This is a genomic window from Streptomyces sp. NPDC058086, from assembly GCF_042885015.1.
In the GTDB taxonomy this organism is placed as follows: domain Bacteria; phylum Actinomycetota; class Actinomycetes; order Streptomycetales; family Streptomycetaceae; genus Streptomyces.
On sequence record NZ_JBHVST010000005.1, the window covers coordinates 189,128 to 207,486 of the forward strand.

An 18,359-nucleotide genomic window follows, 5' to 3' on the forward strand; every position below is an offset into this window, starting at 1 on the left:
TCTCCTTGAACATAGGAAACATGCTGTGGCGTACGCCTATCCGGGCACGTCACACCCGCTCGGGTTGGCCAGCGTCCACCGACATCCGGAGGCTGCTGATGGCAACCTACGAATATCAATGCAGCCGCTGTGGGCCCTTCGATGTGAAGTTGGAAATCGGGACGGCGCCCAAGGCTTACGGTTGCCCTGTTTGCGCAGGCACTGCGAGACGTGTGTATTCCTCGCCCGGTCTCTCGCTGACCTCGAATGCGGTCGCCGCCCTCCATCTCTCGGAGGAGCAGGCGCGTGAGGCCCCGGCAGTAGTCTCCCAAGTGCCGCCACGCAGAAGGGTGCCACGGCACCCGCACCCCGCACTCTCGCGGCTGCCGCGTCTCTGAGGGCGGTGGTCGACAAGGCAGAACGTCTCATGCGGGTTTCGACATCGGAACACGACGTCGTTCCCGTAGCGGTGCGCGAAATTCGGAATCGCGGAACGCGCGCCGGGAGCCGAATCGTATCCTCGGCAGGTGATCGGCGGCCCGGGCGTCACGTGATTCCTCCCCCCACGCGGACTTAGGAGGTGTGTCCCCGTGGGAAACGTGGGACTGCTCTTTGTCGGTGCGGTGCTCTTCATGAATGGATTGCTGCTGCTCGGGAAGGTCGATGCCAAGGCAGCAGCGGTGTTCAACCTTTTCGTAGGCGCACTGCAAGTACTGACGCCGACCTACCTCGTCTTCACCGCCAACGGCGACCCCATGAAGATCCTGGCGGCATCCGGCATCTACCTCTTCGGCTTCACCTACCTCTACGTAGGTATCGGCCTGCTCGCCGGTCTCGACAGCACCGGCGTCGGCTACTACTCGCTGTTTGTGGCAATTGCCGCCCTGGGATACTCGTTCGTCAATTTCCGGCTCTTCAAGGACTACCCCTTCGGGGTCATCTGGCTCTACTGGGCCTACCTGTGGTTCCTGTTCTTCCTGCTGCTCGGTCTCAAGAAGGACAGCCTCACGATCTATACCGGTTGGGTCACGGCGATCGAAGGCTGGGTCACCGGCGTGATTCCCGCGGGGCTGCTGCTCTCCGGCTACTGGAAGCACCCCACCGAGACCGCCATCGCACTGGGGGTCTTCGGCGTCGTGGTGTTCGCGGGGCTGTGGCCACGCACCCATAGAACGCCCCGGCCGACCTCAGCCGCCCCGCGGGCCGGAGGTGTGGGCGCACCAACGTGACCGGATCAAAAACGAGGAGTTCTCATGCCTGAAAATCTCTTCAGCGTGGACCACAGCAAGTCGATGCGCGACCAGGCCGTGCCCGGCCACAACAGGTGGCACCCGGACATCCCCACCGTCGCCATGGTCAAGCCAGGAGCGGAGTTCCGCGTAGAGTGCCGCGACTGGACCGACTGCCAGGTCGGCAACAACGACACCGCCAACGACGTACGCGACATCGACCTGACCATCCCTCACATGCTCAGCGGCCCGATAGGCGTGGAGGGCGCCGAACCCGGCGACCTGCTCGTCGTCGACATCCTCGACCTCGGCCCCGTGCCGCAGCAGACCGGGGACGCGGCAGGACAAGGCTGGGGCTACACCGGCATCTTCGCCAAGGCCAACGGCGGAGGCTTCCTGACCGACTACTTCCCGGACGCCTACAAGGCGGTATGGGACTTCCACGGACAGCAGGCCGTCTCCCGCCACCTTCCCGGGATCCGCTTCACCGGAATCACCCACCCCGGGCTGTTCGGAACCGCCCCTTCCACCGAGATGCTCGCCCGCTGGAACGCCCGCGAGCAGGCGCTGATCGACACCGACCCGAACCGGGTCCCCCCGCTCGCCGTCCCGCCGGACGTCACCAACGCCCTCGCCGGCACGGCCACCGGAGACCTCGCACGGCGCATCGGCGAGGAAGGCGCACGCACGGTGCCGGCCCGCGAGAACGGAGGCAACCACGACATCAAGAACTTCACCCGGGGATCGAGAGTCTTCTACCCCGTACACGTCAAGGACGCGAAGCTCTCCGGAGGCGACCTGCACTTCAGCCAGGGCGACGGAGAGATCACCTTCTGCGGCGCCATCGAGATGGGCGGCTTCATCGACTTCCACGTCGACCTGATCAAGGGCGGCATGGAGACGTACGGCATCTCCACCAACCCCGTGTTCATTCCGGGCAACGTCGAGCCGAGGTACACAGAGTTCCTCACCTTCATCGGGATCTCCGTCGACCACGACACGGACACGAACTACTACCTGGACGCGACACTGGCCTACCGCCGGGCCTGCCTCAACGCCGTCGAGTACTTCAAGAAGTTCGGCTACAGCGGAGAGCAGGCCTACCTGCTGCTCGGCTCCTCCCCCATAGAGGGTCGCATCAGCGGCATCGTCGACATCCCCAACGCCTGCTGCTCGCTGTACGTACCCACCGCCATGTTCGACTTCGACGTCCGGCCGACCGCGGCCGGTCCGATGAAGGCCGACCGCGGCAAGTGCGCGCTGTCCACAGCCTGAACCGGACGACGAGGGATGCCCGCCCTCACGCAAGAGCGGCGGCCCCACCCTCGACCAGTGGATCAAGGCGCGGGATACGCGAAAGCAGGTATGCCGATCGACACATCAGGGGCGTCACCGAAACCTTCGGTGACGCCCCGTGGACTTGTGTCTCGGCCCGCTGCTGCGCTTCACCTGATGGGGGTTCTCCCGGGCAGGAGTCGGAGGAGGGCAGCAGCGTCTCCAGGACGTGGTCGCAGAGGTCGTTCCAGCGATTCGGTCGGCGCGGTGAGAGCCAGGCGCAATGCCTCCGGTCCGGCATGCGGTCAGGAGGCTCCATCCCGGTACCTGGGGTGGAGCCGTCGTGCGTGGGCAGGGCAGTCCGCTGCGGGCGGGTTCGAGACCCCGTTCCGAGCTGGTGCGATCGTCCTCCATGTCTTCGGTCTGGCCCCTGGGGGACCTCATCGAGGACGCGTTGGGGACGCAACGACAGGAGCTTTGGGGCCGGGGCGGTCTGTATCGGCTGGTAGTTGTCTGATCTGCACTCTGGCCAAGGACAAGCTCTACGGCCACATCAAGAAGGTCAAGAACCGGTCGAGGTTCCTGGAGTTCTGCCGCTACCTGCGCACCCTCTACCCAACCGCCACACCGACGACCAGCGCCTACGAGCCGTGGTCGCCGGGGCAAACGCTGCCTGATACGGCCTCGGTGGTCGTCGGTGCCTGGGCGGCCGTGACGACGGCTGCCAGGTCTGCGCCCGCTCGGAGTAGCGCCACGGACCGTGTGGCGATCTGGTCAAGACGCTGTTGCAGGATGCGTTGGGTCTCTCCCGGGCCGTCGAGTTGGTGCAGGGAGCCCATGATCTCGCGCACTGCTGGAATGCTGTAACCGGTGCTGCGGAGGGCCGCAACGATTCGGGCCGCTCCGGCGGCTGAAAGACCGTAGCGGCGTGCTTGCAGTGACGTCACTCGCTCAGGTGTGACAAGCCCTTCCTGCTCCCAGAACCGCAGGGTGGAGGGACGTACATTGAGCGCTCCGGCGAGCTCTGTGATCGTCATCGCGTCACTCTCCTGCTCGAACTCGGGTGTGTTCGCTTCGGCCTGGATCGCACGCAACGCTTGTTGAGCGCGCAGGGCCTCCTCCCGTTCCCGCGCGAGCCGAACATGGACCGTGTTGATCGCTGAGGCTGCCTCCGTGATCGTCTCTGTTCGCAGCTCCGCGAGCATCTGCCGGGCTGTGACAGGCCCAACAGCACCTGCGAGTCCTCGATAGGCGCGAAGGGCGTGCACGTGCAGCGGTGTGTAGGAACGGTAACCGTTGCTCGATCGAGCGGCTGGGGGAATGACTCCCAGCCGCTCCAGGTCGCGAACCTGTTGCACCGAGTACCCCGACTCCATGGCGACATCGGCGGTTCGGAGCGGCACCCGTTGTGAACCGCTCACCAGCTCGCCCATCAGCCAACCCCACATAAGCACTTGAAGGTGATGCTTGAACCATGAGTATGGAACAGATCATCGCGACCGTGCGAGGCTTCGCCGGCGCGCTCGTGGTTATCCCGGAGCCGGGCGGCGACTTCCCCGAGCTCGCATGGGGGGATGCGTTCTTCTACTACGCCCCCGACGGTCAGATGCCTCAGAACGTCCAGCCTTACGGAACGATCGTCATCAAGAACTACCCCGACGACGCCGCTTCCGACCTTGACCCTCCGGGCCGCTGGCGCGTGAACATCCACGCCGACCGTGCGACGTTCCGGGAGCTCACGGGGGAGGAGCCGCGCAGCCTCACCCGACCTCGCGACTACGCAGCCGCCGACAGCGTGATGCCGCACCCGGTATACGGGGCACTTGGCTGGATCTCCGTCGTCAATCCTGGTGAGAGGGCAACGGACACGGCCGTGCAGCTTCTACGCAGCGCCCACGACGCCGCTCGTGCCAGGTTCGCGCGGCGACACGAACCGGGAAGGTCTCTGGAGAATGACTGACACGGTTCCAGAGCAAGCGGACAGCGTGGGCCGGAGCATGCGCTCGGCGGTGGACTTCGACGAGTGGGCCTCGACCCAGACAGCAGGAGAGCCGGCTGAGTCCTGCACCTTCATGGTTGATGCCTCACACAGACCGCCGCTCTGCGCGGTCACTTCCGCCGCCAACTGGGCTCGCCCCCGGCCGCGTACCGGGAGGCCTACCGCACTCGTCACCCCTTGGGCGGCGGGACTCCGCACATCTGACCTGGGCCCTCGCCCGCCCCGGACGGTGACTGGGCGGCGTCAGCACCCCCGGAATCGCCAGGGGCGGAGACCGGCAAGGCTGTCACTCCTGCGGCGTCTGCCGGATCTTGGCAAGCGTCAGGACGCCGCCGCCGATGCCCCATCCGGCGTCGGCGACCTCTTCGACCAGTACGAGGGTGGTGGCCCGGGCGCGGTCGCCGAAGATCTCGGCGTACAGGTCGGTGGTGCGCGTGATGATCTGCTCCTTCTGCTCTGCGGTGAGGGCGCCGGCGGGGACCTTGAAGTTCGCGAATGGCATGGTGATCTCTCTTCGTGCGGGGGCACCGGAGCTGCTCACGACGAGCAGGAGGTCGACCCCGATGGGGCAACCATCCGTCCGAGTCACCTGCTCCGGCCAGGGCTGAGCCCACCCAGGGGTCACCAGCCCCTGGCTCGGACCCCGCCGGAGAGGCGACGATGAGTGGGTGAACCTTCCCGAGCTTGCGGCGTTCCTCAGGTCCCGGCGTGACCGGATCCGGCCGGCCGACGTCGGCCTGCCCGCCGGGCCCCGGCGCCGGGTGCCGGGCCTACGGCGCGAGGAGGTTGCGCAACTGGCAGGCCTGTCGGCCGACTACTACACCGAGCTGGAGCGCGGACGTGGCGCCCAGCCCTCGTCCCAGACACTCGCCGCCCTCGCCCGGGCGCTGCGGCTGGGCGGTGACCAGCGCGACCACCTGTTCCATCTCGCCGACCGGCCGCTGCCCGCATCGGCGCACGGTGCGAGCGCGCGGCACGTCCAGCCCGCCCTGCTCGGGCTGCTGGACCGGCTGGCCACCACCCCGGCCCAGGTCATCACCGACCTGCACGAGACCCTCGTCCAGAACGAGCTGGCCGCGGCACTGCTCGGCCGGGCTCCGGAGCCGCGCGGCCCCGCCACCGGCTTCGCGTACCGCTGGTTCACGGATCCGGCCGCACGCGCGGTCTACCCGCCCGAGGACCATCCGCATCATTCACGGGTCTTCGTCGCTGACCTGCAGGCAGTCGCCGCCCGCCGGGGCCGCGACACCGAGGTCGCCGGGATGACGGCCGCACTGCGGCGGCGCAGCGCGGAGTTCGCTGCCCTGTGGGACACCCACGACGTCGGCCTGCGCCGCACTGATCACAAGCGCATCGTGCACCCCGCGCTGGGCGTCATCGAGTTGGACTGCCACAGTCTGTTCAGCGAGGACGGCCGCCAGCGCCTCCTGTGGTTCACGGCCCCGCCCGGTACCGAGGGCGCCGCTCAGCTTGAGCTGCTCGGCGTCATCGGCACGCAGGACATGGCGGCGACCGAGGGCGCCTCCCGCACCGAAGGCGGCGTCCACACGGGCTGAGAGTGGACGGCCGGGCCCGGAACCGCCCGTGCGGGCCCCCCCGCCTCTCGTGGCCATCGCCAACGACGCACAGCAGAGCACTCGGGCGCGTCTGATAATTGATCTTGAGGTGGGACGAGGAGTTGACGGAGTCGGCGTGGGGGGCGGATAGCTCCGCGGACGCGCGGCGATTCTCGACTTGGTACGAGATACAACGGAGGCGCAGGCCGAGCAGCGACGGCACAACCTGATCAGCGTGGCCTTCCACCGTGCTGACGCCGACACGGCAGTGGTGTGGGCCCACCTGATGCTGACGTCGAACGCAGGTGGGAGCCCGACCGTGATCACGACCGGCTTCTACGCGTTCACACTGCAGCACGCCGGAAGCGAGTGGCGTATCGCGAAGCTGCTAGCCCTGTCCGTACGACAGCAGCGGCCCCAGGCTTCCTCGCCTCGGGCCGCTGCCCGCATGTCGACATGCCCGCGGGCTGCCGTTGGGTTCGCGCAGGCTGTCGCCCCACAGAGCGGTCTGCCCTGCCACCTCGGGCGCCGGCGTGAGCCGCCCTGGGGCCGAGGTGGTGATCCGTGAGTGGCATCCGAGAGCGTTTGTTGCTCAGCGTGGAAAGCGCCCGGTTTCGCTGGAGGGTGATGTCTGCGGGTTCTGACAACGCTCCTGGGAGCGGTATGCGGTTGAGCGGCAGCCGCTGGACAGGTGCTCGACTGTGTCGAGGAAGTCGAGGAAGGCCCGGTCGGTGCGGGTGGTGTCGCCAGTGGCGTCGAGGTCCATGAGGAGACCACGGATGACAGCGAGCACGAGCGTCGCGAGATCCGGCCGACCGATGCTGCGCAGGCCGTCCTCGAGCGGCCCGAGCCAGTCGGTCGTCGCGGTGCGCCGGAAGTCGGGCCACAACTGCTGCTCCGCACTCTCGCGCAGCTGACCGAACATCCGCAGGTACGGTCGCCCGTCCGGGCCGGTGATGGAGGTCCAGGCGCGGTTCAGGGTGGCTGTGTAGGGCTCGTCGGGTCGCACCCGCAGGAGGTCGCCGAATGTGTCGAGTTGGCGTTGACGCGCGTGCCCGAGGACGGCCCGCAGCAGGGCGTCGCGGGTGCCGAAGTGATAGATCAGCATGCGGGCTGAGGTGCCGGTGGCGGTGGCCAGCGGCTCGAGACGGTCGGGGAGGCCGTGCGCGAGGGCGTGATCAGCGCAGGCATCGAGCAGCCTCTCCTTGATGTGCGGTTGCGGTCGTCTGCCCACGGCCCGACTTTTTCACGTAACGATGGCTACGTCTACCGTTGATCGAAAGGCGGTCAGGGCAGACATGGAGGTAGCGATGAGGGTCGTGTTCGTGCATGGGGCGTGCGTGCGGGACGGGTCGTGGTGGTGGCACCGCACCGCCGGGCTGCTGCAGGAGCGAGGGGTGCCGAGCGTGGCCCCGGCGTTGCCGAGCTGCGGCGAGGCGGGCCTGCCCGGCGGCGTCGGCGGTCCGGGGCTGTCCGAGGATGTGGCCGCGGTGCGACAGGCGCTGCAGGCCGGCGACGAGCCGACCGTCGTGGTCGCCCACAGCTACGGCGGCATCATCACCGCGGAAGCCGCTGCGGGAATCGGGTCGGTACGCCACCTGTTGCTGGTCTCCAGCTACCTGCCCGAGGTCGGGCAGAGCCTGTCGGAGTTCGGGGACGGCAGCCCCGCCCCGTTCCTCGACGTCGACCCCGACGCCGGCACGTTCGGGGTCCGCCCCGAACTGCTCGTGGACACATTCCTGCAGGACTGCGACCCTGAGGTCCAGGCGCAGGCGGCGCACCACCTCGCCCGGCAGAGCGTGCAGGTGACCGGGCAGCCGGTCGGGGCGGCCGCATGGCAGCAGGCGCCCTCGACGTACCTCGTCTGCACTCAGGACCGCGGCACCCCGCCGCGCCTACAGCGCGAGTTCGCCCGCCGGGCCGGCAGCGTCGTCGAACTCGAGGCCGGCCACCACCCGTTCCTGTCCCAGCCCGCCGCGGTCCGGGACCTGCTGCTGAGCCTGTGACGGCAGCCGCGCACGAGCCGGGCCGGCGATCCGAGGACCAGGAGGCCGTCGTGAGCGCCGAGGAAGAACTTCTGTCGAGGGCCTACACCGCCTACAACGGGCAGGACGTCGACGTGCGAACACCGGCTCGGCGCCAGATTTCCGGCCGTTGATCCTCAAGGGCCGTCTCCCCTGACGCGCGGCCTTCCAAGGTCAACCGCGTGGCGTTGGCGAACGAGGCCGCGAGTCCAGGTTCGCTTCGGCCCGATCGCTTATGGCGCGAACGTATCTGGATCACTTCGCAGGCCAGAAGTGGGTTCGCACGGTTCGGTGTGCGGGCGGTCGCCAGACGCAGACGCCTACACCCCTGTGGAGGGCAGCGGGTCCTGTCCCACCAGGTTGTGCCCGCGGGCGGCCGATTCGCGCACGGCGTCGAAGCCGTAGTCGATCATCTCTTCCTCGTACGCGTGCAGGGCCTCGGCCAACGGCCGACCACCGGCGGCCTGAACGAGTCGAGCGGTCAGTACCCGCGCGTCACGGAGTGCGGTGTTCGCGCCAACGCCGATGGCAGGGCTCATGACGTGGATGGCATCGCCCAACAGGGTGACCGCGGTGGTCTCCCACGTCGCGACGGGCACGCTGGTGCGCACCGAGACCGGGAAGATCGAGGCGAGGTCCTGACGGGACACGATCTCGACCAGTTCAGGGTGCCATCCCTCCACCAGGGAGAGCGTGAGTGCCTTTAGTTCCGCGCCGTTCATCGCGAACAACTCCTCGTCCGTGCAAGGAATCTGCTCGCGGCGGGTGCCGAAGACGCACGCGAGGTAGTCGCTGTCGTCGCTGAGCTCGATGTCGGAAGCCAGTCGGGCCGTCGCCTGGTGCAGGGGCTCGCGGTACTGCACGGGAGCGAGTCCTACGAAGCGCTTGCCCGGGCCGATGACGGTGGTCCACAGTCCGAGCAGTTCGGGCGGGACCAGGGCTCGTGCCTGGTCACCGGCGAACGGGACCTTGCCGTAGAGCAGCCGCAGTCCGGCGTCGACGACCTGAGCCTGGGGCAGGTACTGCCTCCGGGTGGCCGAGTTGACCCCGTCAGCGCCGATCAGGACATCGCCTGTGGCGCTGGTGCCGTCCGCGAAGTGCGCGGTCACCGAGCCCGACCGGTCGGTGTCGTAGCGGGTCAGCCGGGCACCGTAGTGCACCGCCTTGTCCAGGCCGGACAGCAGGATCTGCCGCAGGGTCATGCGGTTGACCCCCAAGTGCCCGCCGCCGGGCAGGTCCGGGACGGGCGGGAGTTCCTGGGCGTGCAGCAGGTTCAGCTGGTGGTCGAACGCGTCCATGCGTGACCCGGGGGTGGCGGCGGTAGCCGCGAACACCTCATAGGCTTGCGGCGTCAGCACCGCCCTGAGCGCGGTGATGCCGTCGGAGTTGATGCGGATGCGGTAGCCCTGGTTGCGGAAGGCCGCAGTGGAGTCCTTCTCATACACCGCGACGCTGATCCCCGCCTGACGAAGCCCCTGCGCGAGGGCCAGGCCGCCCAGCCCGCCTCCGGCGATGATGACATGCAGATCCGACACAACTGTGTCCCTTCTCGAAGATGAAACGAAAAGGGACGCACCGGACGTGCCTCAACGGCACTGTACGAGCGCATGACCGCCATCCGGACTACCCACCGGACCGTGACTTTTGTACGTCCGGAAAAAAGCTAGCACAGGTTCGGCCGTGAGCCCCGCAGCGCCAACACCAGTCATGCCACTGCGAATTGGTCGGGTGGCTGCTTGAAGGGCAACGCTGTGCAGCTCGTTGCATCAGGCCGTGTCCGGTGGGTCAGGCTGTGCGGGGGCGGGGCTGCCTGAAGCTGTCAGTGGCGCAGGAGAGTATGCGAGTTACATTCGCGTCGAGGGGGAGAGTGTGGCTGACGGCATCGCGTGGTTTCTGGAGCCTTATCTGATCGAGTGCGTGACGTTTGCTCGTGACATCGATCCGGTCGACCTTGCATCTCGGCTGGGAGCACGCCCAGGTCAGCTTGCACATCGCGCCTCTGCTGACGACGCGGTAGATCTGCTCGCCGGTGATGGCGTCGAAAGCGTTGCCAGGGTGGGCCGCGCCGGCGACTGGTCCTTCGCCGTCGAGTACGGCGATGCGGTCGGCCCCACCGCCACCGGCTTGGGGGCTGTCTCAGCCGAGGGTGTGGAGGCGGTCAACTTCCTCCTGACTCCGTGGCAGCCGCCGTCGATGTTCACCTACTACCGTGACCGCAACCACATCTGTTCGTTCGGCATCGGGGAAGAAGCCCGTCGGTGGGGCCACAGCCCTGACGTGCTGGTCCCAGCTCTCACCGAGGTGGGAGTCCTGCCGGCACAGCCGGATCTCCGCGAAGCCGATGCCGAACGGGTCCGCCGATTGAGCGTACTGACGATCGAGGAGCACTTCCGGTTGCGGCTGCCGCGGACAGACGTGCTGCACGGGCAGCTCCCGCTCTTCATCGTGCGCGAGGCGTAACCGCCAGACTCAGGTCATCTCCGGAGCCACAACTGGATCGCGGCGACTTCCACCCTTGCTACCGCGGTTGCGGTGGTGCGCTCGCTGGTCACGGCGTTCAGGAATGGTGTGCTTGATCGGTCGACGGCGCAGGTAAGGCGGTTGCGGCGGGAGCTGTACGCTTTGTCACCACCCAGGTGGTCTGGTCGGGCGCGCGGGCTCCCGCCTGAGGAGCGGGGAACGCGGATTCGGTCCAGGACCGGCATCATCTGCGGAGCGTTTCCCGACTGACCGGGTGTAGCGAGAAGAGCCAGAGGTCGCAGCCCGTCTTCACCAGCCAGGTGAATCTTCGTGCTCAGCCCTCCGCGGGAGCGGCCGAGAGCTTCATCGGGGCGGTGTGGGGCAGGCCGACTGCGCGTGCCGGGTATCCGCGGTGCCTGCTTTGGAGCCCCAGCAGCATGCTGGTGAGAGCGGTGAACGGTGGAGTCCACGCTCACCATGGACCAGTCGACCCGACCCCGCGCAACGGCCTCGGCGCTCCTTCTGCTTCGCTTCCCACCGGTCTGCCGTGACGGCCTGCGCCTTCTTCTCGCACCCCGGGTGCACGGGCTCGCCCCGGCACGGCGCCCTTCCTGCCAAGCGCGCCGACTGCACGGAGACGGGGATCCGGGTGCTCACCTGGGCCGACGGCGACATCGGGTAGGACTCGCACTCACTATGCGTACACATCCGGGCACGTTCCGAACCGTTGGTAAGGCTGTGTATCACCTAGGGGTGATATTGACATATCCGCGATGTTATATGGGCATATGCATCAGCTGATCGGACGCATGCGGTCCTGGCGTCGGCTGCCCACCGTCGCGGGCCAGGTCTTCCTCTTGCAGGCCGTTTTGATCCTGGCCCTTGCGGCAGCGGCGGTCGCCACCCTGATGCTCCAGTACCGGGCCGACGCCGAGCGCGAGGCCCGCAACCGGTCACTGGCCGTTGCCTCGGCAGTCGCCGCCTCCCCCGCCGTGCGACAGGCGTTGTCCAAGCCGAATCCGACCGCCGTGCTTCAGCCGCAGGCCGAAGAAACCCGCCGACGCACCGCCGTGGACTTCGTCGTCGTGATGAGTCCCACGGGCATCCGCTACACCCATCCGAACCCCGCGCAGATCGGCCGGCACTACATCGGCAGCATCGCGGCAGCGCAGCACGGCGGGATTGTCACCGAGACGACTGCCGGGACGCTGGGCCCCTCGGTCCGCACCGTCGTTCCCGTCACCACAGGTGACGGGAGGGTCATCGGTCTCGTCTCCGCGGGCATCACGGTCAAGCAAGTGAGCCTGGCAGCCGAGCGGCAGGTGCCACTCGTCCTGGGGGCAACCGGCGTGGTGCTCTCGGCGGCCACCGGCGGGACAGCGCTGATCAGCAGGCGCCTGCGCCGTCAGACACACGGCCTCGGCCCGACGCAGATGACCCGTATGTACGAGCACCACGATGCTGTTCTGCACACGGTACGGGAGGGTGTTCTGATCGTCGATTCCCAGGGTCGTCTGTTGCTGGCCAATGACGAAGCACGGCGCCTGCTCGGGCTGAGGGTCGACGGGGACGGGCGGCCCGTCACGGATCTGGGGCTCGAACCGAAGGCCGAGCAGCTTCTCCTGTCGGGCAGGGCGACCACGGACGAGGTCATCGAGGTGGGCGACCGGATCCTGGCCGTCAGCCAACGCCCCATGGCGCAGCAGCCCGGGCTGGGAGGCTGGGTCGCCACGCTGCGTGACACAACCGAACTCAGCGCACTGATGGGCCGGGTGGAAGTAGTCCAGGAACGGCTCAAACTTCTGTACGACGCCGGTATACGCATCGGCACCACTCTCGACGTGACCCACACGGCTCAGGAACTGGCGGCGTTCGCCGTGCCCAGGTTCGCCGACTACGTCACCGTCGACCTGGTCGATGCCGTGCTGCGCGGCGACGAACCGAACCCGTTGCGTGCAGCGGAACTACGTCGTGTCGCGGTGGACGGCATACGCAAGGATGCGCCGCTCTACCCTCCCGGTGAGCTCATCCATTTCGACCCGTCAACACCACAGGCATCCGGCTTCGGTTCCGGGCAGATCGTGCTGGAGGCCGACCTGGCAGCCTTCTCCGGCTGGCAGGTACAGGACCCCGACCGAGCTCGCAGACTGGTGGCATACGGCATCCACTCCATGATCGCTGCTCCCCTGCGAGCCGGCGGAGTGATTCTCGGCATGGCGACGTTCTGGCGTTCGAAGGAGCCGACACCGTTTACTCAGGAAGACCTCTCGCTCGCGGAGGAACTGGTCGCCCGCGCGGCGGTGAGTATCGAGAACGCCCGTCGCTTCACCCGCGAGCACACCACGGCGGTCACGCTGCAACGCAGCCTGCTGCCGCACGCGCTCCCCGACCAGAGCGCGGTCGACGTGGCCCACCGCTATCTTCCGGCAGGGGCAGGACTCGGTGGTGTCGGCGGCGACTGGTTCGACGTCATACCCCTCTCCGGAGCGCGCGTCGCCATCGTGGTGGGCGACGTTGTGGGGCACGGACTGCACGCCGCCGCCACCATGGGACAACTGCGCACCGCCGTCCACAACTTCTCCACGCTCGACCTGCCACCTGACGAGCTGCTCTGGCACCTGGACGAACTTGTCACCCGCATCGACCAGGACCGGGACGGCGACGGTGAAACACCGACACTCACGGGCGCCACCTGCCTGTACGCGATCTACGACCCGATCTCCCGTCTCTGCACCATGGCCAGGGCGGGCCACCTGGAACCCATCATCGTGCGCCCGGACGGGCATGCGGACCTGCCCGGCGTACCGGCCGGCCCGCCGTTGGGGCTGGGAGGACTGCCCTACGAAAAGACCGAGGTACTTCTGCCCGAGGGCAGCGCCATCGTCCTCTACACCGACGGCCTGATCGAAGACCGGCAGCGTGACATCGATGAGGGCATCGAGCTCCTGCGTCGTGCTGTTGCACACGCCGGGCAAACGCCGGACCAGGTGTGCCGGGCAGCGATGGATGCCATGGTCCGCGTAGCGCCACGCGACGACGTAGCCCTGATTGTCGCCAGCACTCGGCTGCTCGACGGCAATCGCACCGCGTCCTGGGACGTACCGTCCGACCCCTCGGCCGTTGCCGGCGTGCGTGCTGCCGCCACCCGGCTCCTGGGCGACTGGGACATGGAAGAGGAAGCGTTCACTCTGGAGTTGATCCTCAGCGAGCTGGTCACCAATGCCATCCGGCACGCAACCGGTCCCATCGGTGTGCGCCTGATCCGTGACCGCAGCCTCATCTGCGAGGTCTCCGACGGCAGCAGCGTCTCTCCGCACCTGCGCCGAGCCACCACCATGGACGAAGGCGGCCGGGGACTCTTCCTGGTAGCCCAGTTCGCCGACCGCTGGGGTACTCGCTACACATCCGGCGGAAAGGTCATCTGGACGGAACAGAAGCTCTCCGCAATGAACCAGCCCACCGAACAAGCCCCGCCCAACGCCCCACCGCCCGCCTGATCCGGCCCCGCCTTGCGGCTGCCCGCGACCTCCTCCGCGCCCCGACCGTGCGACCAGGGCCGCGAGCGCAACGCTGTAGGTTCTCGCGGCTCAATGCAGTCCGGTGCCGTTGCCGTCGAACAGCCGGATCGTCGAGCCGGCCTCGCCGCCGGCCTCGGCGGCTGGAGCAGTTCGGCGACCGGATCCGCTTCATCCCTGCCCGAGTACAGACCCCTGGCCTGCAACAACTCCGCCTTGACCGAGGCGAACACGGCGGCTTGGCGCAACCAACTCGTCTTGCTGGAAGCCCAGTTGACACGCGCCGCATCCACCGCCCCACGGCACAGCAAACCGAGGCGTGACGGCGCAACCGCACGCCGGTGGTCACTGTGGCGTCGGTTCACCGGACGGCATGAGCCTCGTGGCCTGACCGTGCCCCGCGCTGCGGTCATGCGGATGCCGAGATGCCGAGATGCCGAGTTCGGCGAGCAGGCCGCGCACCCGTTGTTCGATGGCGTCCTGGATCGGCCGGACGGCCTCGACGCCCTGCCGTGAGGCGATCTTTCCGCCCTGGACACTGCCGGGGTGGACGCGCGACTGGGTCGGAGGACTCCGTGACCGCGCAGTCCGGCCTTCGCCGTCAGGCGGCCTGGTGCTGGAAGGTGCGGCGATAGGCCGTGGGCGTGATGCCGAGGGCGTCACGGAATCGGGCGCGCATGTTGGCGCCGCTGCCGAGGCCGCACCGGGTGGCGATCTGTTCCACCTGGAGGTCGGAGGTCTCCAGGAGTTCTCGCGCGCGGTTGATGCGGGCGGTCAGGAGCCATTGGTGGGGGCTGACGCCGGTTTCCTGGCGCCATAGGCGGGTCAGGGTGCGTGGGGAGACGCCGGCATGGTCGGCGAGGTGGGGGATGGTGAGGTCTTCTTCGAGGTGGAGCAGGGCCCGTTCACGGGTGTCGGCAAGCGTGGTGGCCTGGGGGGTGGGGAGGGTCCTGTTGATGTATTGGGCCTGTCCGCCGTCGCGGTGTGGGGCGGCGACGATGTCCCTGGCGATGTCGTTCGCGACGGCTGCGCCGAGGTCTTTGCGGACCAGGTGCAGACACAGGTCGATGCCGGCCGTGACGCCCGCGGAGGTCAGGATGGTGTCGTTGTCGATGTAGAGGACGTTGCGGTCGACGCGCAGCCGGGGGTAGAGCTCTTCGAGGTCATCCGCCATGGCCCAATGGGTGGTGACGGTGCGGCCGTCGAGCAGTCCGGCCGAGGCGACGGCGAAGGCGCCGGTGCAGATGGAAGCGATGCGTATCCCGGCGCGGCCGGCGAGCTTGAGAGCGGCCCTCACCCGCGGGTGCGGAGGGCGCCGGAAGTCCTCGAAGCCCGGGACGATGATCGTGTCCGCTTCGGCGAGCGCCTCGAGACCCGCGCTCAGCCCGAGGGTGAAACCGGCGCTCGTGGTCACGACCTCCTCGGTGTCGCCGCACACGGTGAGCTCGTAGGGGGTGTTCGGACGGGCGTTGAAGATCTGCGTGGGGATCCCCAGATCCATGGGCAGCACGCCGTCGACCGCCAGGACCATGACCCGGTGCTTGTTCATGGCCGCAATATTACGTCCGACATCAATGCCGCAGGGAGGGTCAGGGAGCCGCCATGCCCTGACTCAAGAATGCTCTCGGGATAAATCCCCTGATCAAGCCGCTGATCGTGTGGCCGGAAAGCAAGGATCCATCTGCACGTTCTGGCCCAAAAGATGCGCATGCTGGCAGATGAGCCGTGGTCTGGAAGGGAGGTTCCGGAGCAGGATCGAAGAGCGAGCGCGGGGCAGCCGACTCCACACACCGGTGGAGCGGTCCGAGAGCCCCGGCCGTGGACGAGGAGTTGGCAATGACTTCGCAGAATGTGGTGGGCCGCTTCTTCGACGTGCAGGGCGGCCAGGTGTACGCCCACGTCCGCGAGGGTGACGGCCCGGCGCTGATCTTCCTGCACTACTGGGGAGGCTCACGGCGCACCTGGATCCCGGTGCTGCAGCGTCTGGATCCCGGGCAGGGCTTCGTGGCCTACGACCAGCGTGGATGGGGCGACTCCGCGGGCGTGCCGGGACCTTATGACCTGGAGCAGCTCGCGGACGACGCGCAGCGGGTCGTCGACGCGCTCGGACACTCCCGCTATGTACTGGTCGGGCATTCCATGGGTGGCAAGGTGGCTCAGATGCTGGCCGCACGCAAGCCCGCCGGTCTGAGGGGAGTCGTCCTCGTGGCGCCCGCGCCGCCCGCGCCGATCGGGGTGACCGAGCAGGTGCAGGAGACGGTTTCCCACGCCTACGACAACGAGGAGGCGGTTCTTCAGAGCATCGACCTGATGCTGACCCGCGGCGGGCTGACTTCCGAGCTGCGCCGGCAGGTGGTCGAGGACAGTCTGCGCGGCGGCGACGAGGCCCGTCTCGAGTGGCCGCGCCAGGGCCTGGTCCAGGACGTGTCGGCCGGCGTCTCAGCCATCGAGGTGCCGGTGCTGGTTCTCGCGGGCAGCCACGACAAGGTCGACCCGCCGACCGTGCTCGCCGACCACCTGCTGCCGCTGATCCCGACCGCCACGCTGACCGTCCTGAAGGACACCGGCCACCTCTCTCCCCTTGAGGTGCCCGATCAGGTGGCCGCGCAGATCGGCGCGTTCGCCGCCCAGCTGTAAGCGCAGCACTCCAGCCGCACACCCCCCCGTGTGGCGATCGGCTGTCACTCCACGTGCCGTGCAGCCGCACCCCCCATACCCGGCACGCGTGAGCGTGCCGCCCGGCCACCGTGCCGATGGGCCCCGGACCGGGGCCCAAATGAAGGAGACACATCATGACCACCGACGCACACCTGTCCGTCTTCGAGCAGCTCGACCTCCCCGACACGAGCCTCGCCCGGGACTCATACGCCTTTGCGGCACAGGCCACGCCTGCCTACATTCACGATCACTGCGTCCGCAGCTACGTCTTCGCCCGCGCCCATGCCCAGAAACAGGGTCTGCGCGCCGGTACCGACTACGACGACGAGCTGGTGTTCGTCAGCTGCGTCCTGCACGACATGGGACTGAGCGAGGAGGGCAGCAACGGCGACCAGCGTTTCGAGGTCGACGGCGCCGACATCGCAGCGGCATTCCTTCGCGAGCGTGGTGTCGAGGAACGGCGTATCGCCGTCGTCTGGGACGCCATCGCTCTGCACACCTCGGACGGCATCGCCTCGCGGAAGGGCACGGAGGTGGCGCTGGCCCAGGCGGGTATCGCCACCGACATCCTCGGAGTCCAGCGTGAGAGCCTTCCGCCCGGCCTCGCCGACGAAGTGCACGCCCTGCTGCCGCGTCAGGACCTGGCCTACGGGTTCAGCGACGCCATCATCACCCAGGCCAAGACCAAGCCCCACAAGGTGTCCCCGACGACCTTCATGGGCGACATGCTGCGTCGCCACCTGCCCTACGGTGCCTATCCCAGCTGGTACGACCTGATCGCCGCGGCCGGCTGGGGCGACAAGCCGGTCGGCGTCACCGCCAGGCGCCGTGCCGAGACGCCCGAGCAGGTGGGGACCTTGTTCATGGAGTACCTGGAGGCCGGTGACGTCGAGGGTTTGGTGTCGCTCTACGAGCCGAACGCCCACTTCGTCCCCACTCCCGGAACCCATCTGGTGGGCACGGACGCCATCCGCAAGGCCATGCAGCAGATGGTCGACAGCGGTGCCCGCCTCAAGCTCGAACCGCGCGAGATCCGACAGGTCGACGACGTCGCCCTGGTGTCGAACAACGCCACCCTCACCGGGGTCGGACCGGAGCCGGTGGTCTCCACCACCACCGAGATCCTCCGACGCCAGCCGGACGGCGGCTGGGTTCACGTCGTGGACGACCCGTTCTTCAGCTGACCGCGTCGGGCGCCGTGGGCACGGATGCACAGGCCGCCCGCCCCTCCCAGGGCTTGGCGGGCAACTGATCAATGTTCAGGATGCTGTGAGGGATGTCCGTTGCGGGTCAACCGCGTCCCCGCCTCATCGCCCGGCGGCCCAGCCCCCCATGCCTGTTGTGGAGTTCCTCAACCCCGTGGAGCCCTTCGTGCCCGCGACAACCTGCGAACGGCTGCCCGTTCGTCCTCGTCACGCCCCGGCCGTGCCCGTAAAGCCATCGCCCAGCACCCGCCCCCGAGCACCGTCAACTACCCCGCCATCAGGACATATACGCAGCGAAAGAGGAACCCGGCGCTGGGCCGGGGCGGGCGCCGCCGGTCCTCCGAAAACGCCGCGGGTGCCCGGGGGGCGGGGGGCCCCCCGCCCCCGGGGGGGGCGCCCCGCAACGGGGGCAGTGCGGGGTCGTATAAACAAAAGAAGCGGCCCCCCAAATTTGAAGGG

17 protein-coding genes and 2 pseudogenes are annotated in these 18,359 nt (G+C 68.1%); 13 read left to right on the top strand and 6 right to left on the bottom strand.

Going from position 1 to position 18,359, the window contains the following annotated elements:
- Positions 1-98: 98 nt before the first annotated feature.
- From ACFVWD_RS06090 to fmdA, 3 genes are all read left to right on the top strand, one after another.
- Entirely contained in the window at positions 99-377 is a 279-nt protein-coding gene (locus ACFVWD_RS06090; RefSeq protein WP_181649487.1) for an FmdB family zinc ribbon protein, read from the top strand.
- A gap of 192 nt (positions 378-569) precedes the next feature.
- Positions 570-1,208: an AmiS/UreI family transporter gene (locus tag ACFVWD_RS06095; RefSeq protein ID WP_389594182.1), complete on the top strand. Its 639-nt coding sequence runs from the start codon at positions 570-572 to the stop codon at positions 1,206-1,208.
- A gap of 24 nt (positions 1,209-1,232) precedes the next feature.
- Positions 1,233-2,483 carry a formamidase gene (fmdA, locus tag ACFVWD_RS06100; RefSeq protein ID WP_389594183.1) on the top strand — a complete coding sequence of 417 codons (1,251 nt, stop codon included), beginning with the start codon at positions 1,233-1,235 and terminating at the stop codon, positions 2,481-2,483.
- A gap of 641 nt (positions 2,484-3,124) precedes the next feature.
- Here fmdA and ACFVWD_RS06105 read toward each other — a convergent pair.
- Positions 3,125-3,916, bottom strand: a complete 792-nt coding sequence (locus ACFVWD_RS06105; RefSeq protein WP_389594184.1) for a MerR family transcriptional regulator — start codon at positions 3,914-3,916, stop codon at positions 3,125-3,127.
- Positions 3,917-3,963: 47 nt separating this feature from the next.
- Between ACFVWD_RS06105 and ACFVWD_RS06110 the strand changes: the two genes are divergently transcribed.
- Complete coding sequence (locus ACFVWD_RS06110; protein WP_389594239.1) at positions 3,964-4,443, top strand: DUF6194 family protein; 480 nt, start codon at positions 3,964-3,966, stop codon at positions 4,441-4,443.
- A gap of 325 nt (positions 4,444-4,768) precedes the next feature.
- Here ACFVWD_RS06110 and ACFVWD_RS06115 read toward each other — a convergent pair whose 3' ends face one another.
- On the bottom strand, positions 4,769-4,984 hold the full coding sequence (locus tag ACFVWD_RS06115) for a 4-oxalocrotonate tautomerase family protein (protein ID WP_057602221.1): 216 nt from the start codon (positions 4,982-4,984) through the stop codon (positions 4,769-4,771).
- 166 nt (positions 4,985-5,150) lie between these two features.
- On the opposite strand from ACFVWD_RS06115, the gene ACFVWD_RS06120 reads away from it, so the two are divergent.
- Together ACFVWD_RS06120 and ACFVWD_RS06125 are read left to right on the top strand one after the other, a co-directional pair.
- A complete protein-coding gene (locus tag ACFVWD_RS06120; protein ID WP_389594185.1) occupies positions 5,151-6,038 on the top strand; it encodes a helix-turn-helix domain-containing protein in 888 nt (295 codons plus the stop codon).
- A 166-nt stretch (positions 6,039-6,204) separates the two neighbouring features.
- Positions 6,205-6,606: pseudogene (locus ACFVWD_RS06125) on the top strand (hypothetical protein); the annotation flags it as partial.
- 24 nt (positions 6,607-6,630) lie between these two features.
- Here the strand turns inward: ACFVWD_RS06125 and ACFVWD_RS06130 are convergent.
- Positions 6,631-7,272: a TetR/AcrR family transcriptional regulator gene (locus ACFVWD_RS06130; protein WP_389594186.1), complete on the bottom strand. Its 642-nt coding sequence runs from the start codon at positions 7,270-7,272 to the stop codon at positions 6,631-6,633.
- 76 nt (positions 7,273-7,348) lie between these two features.
- Between ACFVWD_RS06130 and ACFVWD_RS06135 the strand changes: the two genes are divergently transcribed.
- A complete protein-coding gene (locus ACFVWD_RS06135; protein WP_389594187.1) occupies positions 7,349-8,044 on the top strand; it encodes an alpha/beta hydrolase in 696 nt (231 codons plus the stop codon).
- A gap of 338 nt (positions 8,045-8,382) precedes the next feature.
- Here the strand turns inward: ACFVWD_RS06135 and ACFVWD_RS06140 are convergent, their stop codons facing one another.
- Positions 8,383-9,597 (bottom strand): FAD-dependent oxidoreductase, encoded by a 1,215-nt coding sequence (locus ACFVWD_RS06140; protein WP_389594188.1) that lies wholly within the window; start codon positions 9,595-9,597, stop codon positions 8,383-8,385.
- A 334-nt stretch (positions 9,598-9,931) separates the two neighbouring features.
- On the opposite strand from ACFVWD_RS06140, the gene ACFVWD_RS06145 reads away from it, so the two are divergent.
- Positions 9,932-10,522, top strand: coding sequence for a DUF6461 domain-containing protein (locus ACFVWD_RS06145; protein ID WP_389594189.1), 591 nt, complete (start codon positions 9,932-9,934; stop codon positions 10,520-10,522).
- Positions 10,523-10,570: 48 nt separating this feature from the next.
- Here ACFVWD_RS06145 and ACFVWD_RS06150 read toward each other — a convergent pair.
- Positions 10,571-11,088 (bottom strand): annotated as a pseudogene (locus ACFVWD_RS06150) (IS5/IS1182 family transposase); the annotation flags it as partial.
- On the opposite strand from ACFVWD_RS06150, the gene ACFVWD_RS06155 reads away from it, so the two are divergent.
- The 3 genes from ACFVWD_RS06155 (at position 11,070) to ACFVWD_RS06165 (ending at position 14,553) form a co-directional block, all read left to right on the top strand.
- Complete coding sequence (locus ACFVWD_RS06155; protein ID WP_389594190.1) at positions 11,070-11,204, top strand: hypothetical protein; 135 nt, start codon at positions 11,070-11,072, stop codon at positions 11,202-11,204. The pseudogene ACFVWD_RS06150 and the gene ACFVWD_RS06155 sit on opposite strands and share 19 nt — an antisense overlap.
- A 106-nt stretch (positions 11,205-11,310) precedes the next feature.
- Positions 11,311-14,019, top strand: coding sequence for a SpoIIE family protein phosphatase (locus ACFVWD_RS06160; RefSeq protein WP_389594191.1), 2,709 nt, complete (start codon positions 11,311-11,313; stop codon positions 14,017-14,019).
- A 93-nt stretch (positions 14,020-14,112) separates the two neighbouring features.
- Positions 14,113-14,553 carry a hypothetical protein gene (locus tag ACFVWD_RS06165; RefSeq protein ID WP_389594192.1) on the top strand — a complete coding sequence of 147 codons (441 nt, stop codon included), beginning with the start codon at positions 14,113-14,115 and terminating at the stop codon, positions 14,551-14,553.
- Between the two features lie 85 nt (positions 14,554-14,638).
- Here ACFVWD_RS06165 and ACFVWD_RS06170 read toward each other — a convergent pair whose 3' ends face one another.
- Positions 14,639-15,586, bottom strand: a complete 948-nt coding sequence (locus tag ACFVWD_RS06170; RefSeq protein WP_389594193.1) for a GlxA family transcriptional regulator — start codon at positions 15,584-15,586, stop codon at positions 14,639-14,641.
- Between the two features lie 287 nt (positions 15,587-15,873).
- Here ACFVWD_RS06170 and ACFVWD_RS06175 point away from each other — a divergent pair, with 287 nt between their 5' ends.
- Positions 15,874-16,674: an alpha/beta fold hydrolase gene (locus ACFVWD_RS06175; protein WP_389594194.1), complete on the top strand. Its 801-nt coding sequence runs from the start codon at positions 15,874-15,876 to the stop codon at positions 16,672-16,674.
- 155 nt (positions 16,675-16,829) lie between these two features.
- On the top strand, positions 16,830-17,879 hold the full coding sequence (locus ACFVWD_RS06180) for an SgcJ/EcaC family oxidoreductase (RefSeq protein ID WP_389594195.1): 1,050 nt from the start codon (positions 16,830-16,832) through the stop codon (positions 17,877-17,879).
- The last annotated feature ends 480 nt before the right edge of the window (positions 17,880-18,359 follow it).